Genomic DNA, 8,566 nt, shown 5'->3' with positions numbered 1-8,566 from the left:
GTTCAGCGTCTCGTCATCGCCGCGACACCCCCAAAGACAGCCAAACGCGCCGACGGGCCAGGTTTCCCCGTCGGATTGCAACTCCGTCGAGTTTCCACACGGCCTGGGTCGGGAGTACGCACTGCCGACTGGCCGCTTCCGGGAAGCGGAATTCCACTGGCCGCTTTCCGGCGATGAATTTGAAGAGCGGGCTGACGCACCCGACCCCAATCGGCCTGTCGGCCCCGCGTGCTATGACAGGCCGATGCCGGGTCGAACCGGTCATACGAAGCGGGTCGTAGTGCTCCGGCTTGGGTGGACTACGGGATTTGTATGCATCGATCGGCTCAACGTTGGCTTGCTGCGCCCGCCACTCATACGTATCCGGTTAGCGAAACGCCAGTTGCGAGGGGCGCGGCAGAACGAAGTTTATCGGCTAAGCGAGCCATGCCCGACGTCTGTCGACTTGACGCCCGATATCCGCGCAATCTTGCCCAATACATGAACGGCATCGCCAAGCACCTTACGCTCGTCATCGCTCGTCTTTGAGAGAAGCTCAGCTGTGAGCCAGTGCGTTCTCGCCTTCCTGTCCTTTCGCAATTGCGCTCTGCCTGTATGCGTCAGATGCACGAGATAGGCGCGTCCATCCTCGGCATCCCGCATTAGACTGAGCAGTCCTGCATCGACGAGTTTCATCACAATGAGGCGCATCGTCCGGTGCGTCACGCCTCTGCTTCCCGCAAGCGCGGAGATGCTGACCGGCCCGCTGCGCTCCACATAGGCCAGCGTTTCGTTCTGCGCGGTCGAACGCGTGCCGCTGTGCTCCCGCACCGATCGCACGAAACGTCCCACGACATCGCGAATGGACTCTGCGAGAAGCATGACCTCGTTTTCAGCGGCTTTGGACCGCTGCTGCACATCGTGATCGACGGCCATTTTCATTCGCTGCCGCGCAGTTGCGCAATGACGGCGGCCAGCGTGTTGATGCCCCAATGTTCGACGTACTGGCCGTCACGGACGCGCACGATATCGATGACGTCGATCGAGAGCGGCTGACCGATGGGCTCTATGCCGAGCAGCAGCCCCGTGTGCTTACCGGAAATCGTCTTGCGCGTCGCGACCTTGTCGCCGTCCAGCAACTGGTCGTGAATCTCGACCCGCAGCCCATCGAAGGCCGGGCGGAGCACGCTGTCGAACGTTTTCCACATGTTTTCAGCGCCACGAAGCGACGCATCGGGCGCCGACCAGTTCACAAAGTCGGGGGCCATCAGCGCGTCGAACGATGCGCGATTGCCCCCTTCGATGACTTCGCGGTTGAACCGCAGGACGACGAGTTTCGGATTGTCGGAATGCATGGTCACAAGAAAGGTCTTGGCGCGCGGGGGTGCGGCCAAAGCAGAGTGATAATATACAGCATAGCTGTATATGTGGGAATTGCGTGTCGTGTGGTTGCATTGACGCAACGGGGAAGGATAGGAAAGTCCGATAGAGGCGCATCGGGATTTCCCACTTGTTCCAGACTTCCGGCGTTTCTACACTCGCATTGTTATCAGACGGGCTGGCCATCGCAGCGCCCGCCAATCAAAAACAGCGACAACCGGAGACAGTGCATGTTTATCGAACCCATCGGTCCCGCAGAACGTCAGTTCGGCGCCGTGATCAGCGGTCTGCACGCAGGCGAGATACGATCAGACGCCACGCTCGCCCTACTGAACCAGGCGCTCGCGCAGTACGCCGTGGTAGGCATTCGCCAGATGCCGCTCGAAGACGACGTGCAACTCGTGCTGGCCGGGCGGTTCGGCCCGATCCATCAGTCCATCCTCGACGCATCGCGGCGGCGCCTCGCCGACCGGCGGCTGAACGACGTCGGCAACATCGACGTGCAAGGCAACGTGAAAGACGCAACGGCGCGCGGTTACGGCGATTCGAATCTGCTATGGCACGCGGATCTCTCGTTTCTCGCGCGCTCCGCGCGCATCACACTGCTGTCCGCGCGCGTGCTGCCGCCCGAGCCGCCGCCGACCGAATACGCCGACATGCGCGCCGCATGGGACGCGTTGCCGGCTGCGCGGCAAGCAGAACTCGCCTCGCTGGAAGTCGTGCACAGTGTGTTCGTTCAGCGCGCGAAGTGCGGTTTCACCGGCTTCACCGATGAAGAACGGCGTGCGGCGCCGCCGGTCCGGCATCCGCTCGTGCGGCGTCATCCAGTGACCGGACGGCGTGCGCTTTACCTGTCGTCGAGCGCATCGCATATCGCCAACTGGCCCGACGACGAAGGTCGCGCGTTGATCGACGAACTCACCGCGCATTCGACGCAGCCGCGCTTTATGCTCAGCTACGACTGGCACGCCGACGACCTGCTGATATGGGACAACAGCGTCACCATGCATCGCGCAACACCATTTGAATCGAGCGAGCATCGGCGCGAATTGCGCTGGACCGCAGTCGTCGAAACGGTTTAACCGGAACAACCTGCCCAGAATGCACCGCAGTGCATTGCGAGGAGACATATCAATGAGCACGGTTTCCACCTCTGTTCCGGCCGATCTTTCGATGGTTGAGCGCAGCGCCTACCGCAAGGTGGATCTGCGCATTGCAGCGGTGCTGTTCGGCTGCTTCGTGCTGTCGTTCATCGACCGCGTCAACATCAGCTTCGCGCATTTGCAGATGCGCCAGGACATCGGACTGACCGACGGGCAGTACGGCTTCGCGATCGGGCTGCTGTTTTTCAGCTACGTTCTTTTTGAAGTGCCCAGCAACCTGCTGATGGTGCGGATCGGCGCGCGCAAGACGCTCTCGCGCATCATGATCCTGTGGGGCATCGTTTCGACGTTGACTTTCGCGGTGCAGACTCCGGCGCATCTGTATGTGGCGCGTCTTGCGCTCGGTGCAGCCGAGGCGGGCTTTTTCCCCGGCGCGTTGCTGTTTTTCACGCACTGGTATCCGGCGAAACGGCGCGCGCGCGTGATCGGCATCTTCGCGCTGGCGGTACCCGTGTCCGGCTTCGTCGGCGGTCCGCTTTCCGGCTGGATCCTGCACGCGATGAACGACGTCGGCGGCATGCATGCGTGGCGCTGGCTGTTTGTCATCGAGGGCATACCGTCGATCATCGTCGGCGCGCTGCTCTACTTTTTCCTAACGGAGCGACCCGCGGACGCGTGCTGGCTCACGGACGCGGAAAAAACGCTGATCACCGGTGCGCTTGCGGCCGAGCAACTGGCTAAAGGCGGCGACGCGGCGTCGCATCGTTTCGGCGTCGCACTGAAAACACCGCGGCTTTACATTGCGGCGCTCGTCTACACGGCGGTTCCGTGGGTCGCAAATGTGATCACGTACTGGAGCCCTGCGATCATCAGGCAGGCGGGCGCCGCCAACGTCTTTAACGTCGGACTCTTTTCGATGATTCCCTACGCCATCGGCGCGGTCTGCATGCTGCTGATCTGCCGCAGTTCGGATATGCGGCTCGAACGCCGATGGCATTGGGCCGCATGCGGCACGCTCGCGGCGATCTCGCTCGTCGCGCTGACTTTTGTCATGAACGACTTGACGCTGACTCTGACGGCGATCACCTTTATGACGATCGGCTTCCTCGGCATCGCCGCATTGTTCTTCACTATCCCGCTTGCCTATCTGTCGGGCACGGCGGCAGCGGGCGGCCTCGCGATGATCAGCGCACTGGGGCAACTGGCCGGCTCGCTCGCGCCGATGGTGATCGGGCAGGTCAAGCAACACACCGGCAGCGTCGCGGGCGGCCTGTACGTGGTCGCGGCTGTCGTGATGGCGGCCGTACTGATCGTACTGCTGCTGATCCCCGCGCAATCGCTGCACGAAAGGCGCTAGTCGCACGCGCCACACCGCTTACACCGCATTCGCCATGGGGCGTCGCCCGCCACATGGCCGTCCGCATACAACAACGACTGGAGACATCATGATCAAGGTGCAGCGCCTCTGTGCGCTCGCGCTCGGGGCGACCTGCGCGCAACTTTCGCACGCGCAAACGAGCGTCACGCTTTACGGGCTGATCGATACCGGAATAACCTGGTCGAGCAACCAGCACGGCAGCAGCAACGTGGAGATGACCTCCGGCAAGCTGTCGGGCACACGCTGGGGCATGCGCGTAACCGAAGATCTCGGCGGAGGATGGCGCACGCTCGGCGTGCTCGAAAACGGCTTCAATTCGGCGAGCGGCGCGGCCTTGCAAAACGGCCGCATGTTCGGGCGTCAGGCCTACATCGGCTTATCGGGCGATGGCTACGGGACGCTGCTGATCGGCCGCCAGTACACGCCACTCGCGCTGTACGGTGGTTTTCTGACCGCCGCGTTGCGTTGGGGCACGTCGCTGATGGTGCATCCGCTCGATCTCGATCTGCTCGGTGGGACGACGCGTTTCAACAATGCGATCGACTACGAAAGCCCGAACTACGGCGGCATCACCTACAAGCTGCAATACGCGTTCAGCAACCAGGCAGAGGGGCCGGCCGGCGCGGGCTTCGCGAACAATCGCGAATGGGGCGGCGCGATCCGCTACGTGGGCCACGGCCTCACGCTGTCCGTCGGCTACACTCAGATCGACCGGCCCGATGCTGTATCGAACACGAATGGCGCCGTGGTGGGCGACTATCAGTCCGCGTTGCCGTTGTGGGTCAAGCAGGTGGACACGACCCTGTCGGGCACAGCGTCATCGGCTGCGGTGCTGACCGCCGGCACGCAGAAGACGGGAATGATCGCGACGCTTTACACGCTCGATCGTTGGAGCATCGGCGCAGTGGTCTCGCGCACGCTGTTCGACGACAACACCGTGACGCGCGCGAGCGCCACGAGACTGAACGGAAGCGGCAGCCTCGCGCTTAACGTCGCCGAAATCAATCTGACCTATCAGGCCACGCCCGCCAACTACACCGGCATGATGGTGACGTATTCGGGCGCGCGGTTTCAGAGTGGCGCGACGCATACATCGCCGCACTGGTGGCAGGTCGGCATCGCGAACGATTACTTTCTGTCGAAGCGCACGGACGTCTACATCGCCGCGGCTTACGAAATCGGCTCGGCACGGGACGCAATCGCGCAGATCACGCTCAACGCACCGTCGTCGACATGCACCGAAGCCGGTGTGAGCGTCGGTCTGAGGCACCGCTTCTAGGCGAGGACGCGATGAAACTGCTTTCATACAGGCATACGGACGATCTGTCGTGGGGCGTGCTCGTCACGCCCGACGCGCACGGTCGCGACATCGTCAATGGACGGGCCGCCACGGATGGACGTTATGCGACGCTCGAAGCGGTGCTCGAAGCGGGTGCACTCGATCACGTGGCAACTGCAATCACAGATGCGCCGCCTTCGCTGCGCGCGAGCGAGGTTGAATGGCGGCTTCCGCTACGGCCTCGCAAGCTGCTCGCGGTCGGCGGAAACTACCGCGAGCATGCGCAGGAGATCGGCATGACCGAACCTGCCGCGCCCATCTTCTTCAGCCGCTTCGCCGATTCGCTCGTGGCGCCGGGTGCCGCGCTCGTGCGTCCGCGTGTGTCATCCCACTTCGACTTCGAGGGAGAACTGGCTGTGGTGATCGGCAAGCCAGGGCGTTACATCGACGTGGCCGACGCTGCGCGGCATATCGCCGGCTACACGTGCTTCAACGACGGCAGCGTGCGCGACTTCCAAAAGCAGTCCATCGAGGCGGGCAAAAATTTCCATGCGAGCGGATCATTAGGCCCGTGGATCGTAACGGCCGATGAGATTGACGATCCCACCCGGTGCGAGCTGCGCACGCGCATCAACGGCGAGGTGATGCAGCAGGCGTCGACAGGCGAGCTGATCCACTCTGTAGGCATGTTGGTCGCCTATGCGTCGACCTTCACGCCGCTTGCACCCGGCGACGTGATTGCGACAGGCACGCCTGCGGGCATCGGAGCGCGCCGCACGCCGCCGCGCTGGCTGCGTCCTGGCGATGTAGTCGAAATCGACATCTCGGGGATAGGCGTGCTGCGCAATGAAGTAGTGGACGAATAGCCGTTACGCCATGCGGGACTGGCGACGTTGCGCGTCGCGTTCGACGATACGGTCTACCACCCGCCCGATCATCGACTGACGTTCGTCGGTTCGATAGACGAGCGTCAGGTCATAGCACTCGGACGGCAGCCCCGCGGAAAGATCGATCACGCGTCCTGACTGAAGCAGTGGCCTCGCGAGCGCCAGCGCAACGAGGCCGATCCCGCCGGTGTGCTCGATCATCTGCAACATGCCGATCATGTTGCTGCACGTGTTCACGCTAAGGCGCGTGGCGCCGCGCTGCTTGAGCGTGTCGAGCGAGCGCGGAAAGAAATCGGACGGTCGCGACACGAACCATAGCGGCCGCGAGTCGAGTCGCGCGACGATGTCGTCCGTCGCGCTGGTGGCGTGCATCGATGCGTCGCGCAATGCACCCACCGGCGCGCCCATGATCCAGCGCAGTTCTTCCGATGCGAGCGTCACGGTGGCGAGCACCGGATGTTCGATGCGCCCCGCGACCACCGCGAGATCGAGCTTGCCTGACTCCAGCTTGTGCAGCATGTTCATGCTGAGATCGGTGTCGATGTCGTACTGCACGAGCGGCATGTCGCGCCGCAGTTGGGCCAGCACGTCGCCGAACCAAGTCATGGTGACAATGCCGATTCCAAGACGCAGCGTGCCGCGCGCCGACGCTGTATCCGCATGGGTCGAAACCGCCTGTTCGAGTTGCGCGACGATTGGCTCGACGCGCTCGATGAATTGCCGTCCCTCTTCCGTCAGTTCCATGTTGCGCCCGCGTTTTCTGAAGAACTGGATGCCCAGCGACTGCTCCAGTTCGCGCACGCGTCCGGTGACGGTGGGCTGCGATGCGTTGAGCCGCTCTGCTGCGGCGGAGAAGGTGCCGACGCGCGCGATACAGCAGACGGTCTCGAGATTGCTCAGGTTCAGGCGGCTCATATGCAAAATGCGGAAGCATGGAACGATCGGAATGACCGATCGAACGGTATCGGAACTTCCGGCTTATTTGAATAGGCGCTAGTACGTATGCTTGTCGGACAGGAGACAAGCATGCCAGCCACTTACGTTGAAAGACTTGCAGCATTCGTCGCGACCAGCGAAGCACAAACGCTGAGCGAACCCGTCAGAGAGAAACTGCGGGCTTGCCTGCTGTTCAATCTGAGCGTCGGATTCGCTGCTCCGCAAGCCGATGCAATACGCGTTTCGCTCGAAGCGCTACACGCGGCGCCGGGAGACGCCGTCTGCTGGCGCACAGGCGCGCGGCTCGCTCCCGCCGATGCAGCGTTCCGGAACGCTGCGTTGATCAGCGCGCGCGGCCAGAACGACACGCACGCAGCGATGAATGGCCATATCGGATGCGTCGCCATTCCCGCCGTGTTCGCGCTGGCAGAATCGGTCGATGCCAACGCCGGTGACGTTTGCGCCGCGCTGGCTTGCGCGTACGACGTCGCGCCGTTAATCGCGCAACCGGCGGCGATGCAAAGCGGCGAACGCGGGTTTCGCGGCACATCGCTCTACGGCGTATTCGCCGCAGCTGCGGGCGCGGCGCGCGTGCTCAGGCTTGATACGTCGCAATGTGCGGCGGCCCTGTCCATCGCCAGCCAGTTCTGTGGCGGCACGATGCAGTGCTGGGCGGAAGGCACACCGGAGTGGCTAATGCAGGTCGGCATCGCGAGCTACGCGGGCGTAGTGGCTGCCTTGCTGGCGCAAGGCGGCATGGCAGGCGCGCGTTTCGCGCTCGAAGGGCCGAACGGGTTCTACCGGGCGTTCGCAGGCGCGGTTCCCGACTGGCAATGGAACGGCGAGGCAACCAGCGAAATAGAGAATGTGACGTTCAAGCCATTCCCCGGTTGCACGATCAACCAGATGCCCGTCAAGACCCTGCTCGACTGCAAACATCGCGAAGGTTTCGACGCAGCCGACGTCGAACGCTTGACGCTCGCACTTCATCCCGCGTATGCAGGCTATCCGGGCATCGACCGGCACGGTCCGTTCGACAGCGCGGCGAGCGCCATCATGAGCGCGCCTTATATGCTCCAATGCGCGCTTGAAAACGACACGCTCACGCTCGCCGATTTCGCCCCCGGTAGCGGTGCTCCATCGTTGCATGCGTCGAGCCGCCGGATCAGCGTCGTCGCCGACGAAGCACTCGCGCCATTCCATTGCTGGATTGACATCGGTCTACGTGACGGTCGCGCAATCAGGGCACTGTCTGATGCGCCGTCGGCTTTGAGCTATTCATTCGACAGGACGGTCTCCTTGACCGAGACCGTCTCAAAGGAATGGCGAACGCCGGACAGTCGCTCTGCGCATGCATCGCTGCTCCGCCAGGTCGTGGATTTGTGCAGTAACGAGGCAAGCAGACGCAGATTTAGCGAGGTTATCGAAGTAGGCAATTTCTCCACCTCGAGTTAGCTCTGCTCTATGTCGAAGATGACAGTGTCGAATTCAAATTCGAGCGGCTGAAAGAAGAGGCGGATTCAACCGGTGGATGCAACACACTAGAAGCTGCGTGAGCAGTGGGAGTGTTGCAAATGAAACAGCGACGCCGGATTTATTACAGTGAGGCGCAGAAAGCACTGAT

At 62.6% G+C, this 8,566-nt stretch carries 8 protein-coding genes; 5 read left to right on the top strand and 3 right to left on the bottom strand.

Annotated elements, in window-relative coordinates; translation table 11 throughout:
- Nucleotides 1-408: 408 nt before the first annotated feature.
- Complete coding sequence (locus tag HV770_RS37875) at nt 409-915, bottom strand: MarR family winged helix-turn-helix transcriptional regulator (protein ID WP_246291631.1); 507 nt, start codon at nt 913-915, stop codon at nt 409-411.
- 2 nt (nt 916-917) lie between these two features.
- Entirely contained in the window at nt 918-1,334 is a 417-nt protein-coding gene (locus tag HV770_RS37870) for an ester cyclase (protein WP_175166511.1), read from the bottom strand.
- Nucleotides 1,335-1,589: 255 nt separating this feature from the next.
- Here HV770_RS37870 and HV770_RS37865 point away from each other — a divergent pair, with 255 nt between their 5' ends.
- The 4 genes from HV770_RS37865 to HV770_RS37850 all read left to right on the top strand — a co-directional run bounded on the left by HV770_RS37865 (nt 1,590) and on the right by HV770_RS37850 (nt 5,985).
- Nucleotides 1,590-2,441 carry a TauD/TfdA dioxygenase family protein gene (locus HV770_RS37865; protein WP_175166510.1) on the top strand — a complete coding sequence of 284 codons (852 nt, stop codon included), beginning with the start codon at nt 1,590-1,592 and terminating at the stop codon, nt 2,439-2,441.
- 52 nt (nt 2,442-2,493) lie between these two features.
- Nucleotides 2,494-3,819 carry an MFS transporter gene (locus tag HV770_RS37860; RefSeq protein ID WP_175166509.1) on the top strand — a complete coding sequence of 442 codons (1,326 nt, stop codon included), beginning with the start codon at nt 2,494-2,496 and terminating at the stop codon, nt 3,817-3,819.
- An 88-nt stretch (nt 3,820-3,907) separates the two neighbouring features.
- The gene (locus HV770_RS37855; protein WP_175166508.1) at nt 3,908-5,119 is read left to right on the top strand and encodes a porin; all 1,212 of its coding nucleotides are present in this window, start codon (nt 3,908-3,910) and stop codon (nt 5,117-5,119) included.
- Between the two features lie 11 nt (nt 5,120-5,130).
- A complete protein-coding gene (locus HV770_RS37850; protein WP_175166507.1) occupies nt 5,131-5,985 on the top strand; it encodes a fumarylacetoacetate hydrolase family protein in 855 nt (284 codons plus the stop codon).
- Nucleotides 5,986-5,988: 3 nt separating this feature from the next.
- Here HV770_RS37850 and HV770_RS37845 read toward each other — a convergent pair whose 3' ends face one another.
- Nucleotides 5,989-6,921, bottom strand: a complete 933-nt coding sequence (locus HV770_RS37845; RefSeq protein ID WP_175166506.1) for a LysR family transcriptional regulator — start codon at nt 6,919-6,921, stop codon at nt 5,989-5,991.
- A gap of 111 nt (nt 6,922-7,032) precedes the next feature.
- Between HV770_RS37845 and HV770_RS37840 the strand changes: the two genes are divergently transcribed.
- Nucleotides 7,033-8,397, top strand: a complete 1,365-nt coding sequence (locus HV770_RS37840; RefSeq protein ID WP_175166505.1) for an MmgE/PrpD family protein — start codon at nt 7,033-7,035, stop codon at nt 8,395-8,397.
- Nucleotides 8,398-8,566 lie beyond the last annotated feature (169 nt).

This window comes from Paraburkholderia fynbosensis, from assembly GCF_902859935.1.
Lineage (GTDB): Bacteria > Pseudomonadota > Gammaproteobacteria > Burkholderiales > Burkholderiaceae > Paraburkholderia > Paraburkholderia fynbosensis.
The sequence above is the reverse complement of the archived record's forward strand: the minus strand, read 5'-3'. Positions and strand labels throughout refer to the sequence as shown.

What these genes read in the sequence shown, in the direction of transcription:
- HV770_RS37875 (WP_246291631.1), bottom strand. Translation starts at nt 915, where the DNA reads ATGGCCGTCGATCACGATGTGCAGCAGCGGTCCAAAGCCGCTGAAAAC.
- HV770_RS37870 (WP_175166511.1), bottom strand. Translation starts at nt 1,334, where the DNA reads ATGCATTCCGACAATCCGAAACTCGTCGTCCTGCGGTTCAACCGCGAA.
- HV770_RS37865 (WP_175166510.1), top strand. Translation starts at nt 1,590, where the DNA reads ATGTTTATCGAACCCATCGGTCCCGCAGAACGTCAGTTCGGCGCCGTG.
- HV770_RS37860 (WP_175166509.1), top strand. Translation starts at nt 2,494, where the DNA reads ATGAGCACGGTTTCCACCTCTGTTCCGGCCGATCTTTCGATGGTTGAG.
- HV770_RS37855 (WP_175166508.1), top strand. Translation starts at nt 3,908, where the DNA reads ATGATCAAGGTGCAGCGCCTCTGTGCGCTCGCGCTCGGGGCGACCTGC.
- HV770_RS37850 (WP_175166507.1), top strand. Translation starts at nt 5,131, where the DNA reads ATGAAACTGCTTTCATACAGGCATACGGACGATCTGTCGTGGGGCGTG.
- HV770_RS37845 (WP_175166506.1), bottom strand. Translation starts at nt 6,921, where the DNA reads ATGAGCCGCCTGAACCTGAGCAATCTCGAGACCGTCTGCTGTATCGCG.
- HV770_RS37840 (WP_175166505.1), top strand. Translation starts at nt 7,033, where the DNA reads ATGCCAGCCACTTACGTTGAAAGACTTGCAGCATTCGTCGCGACCAGC.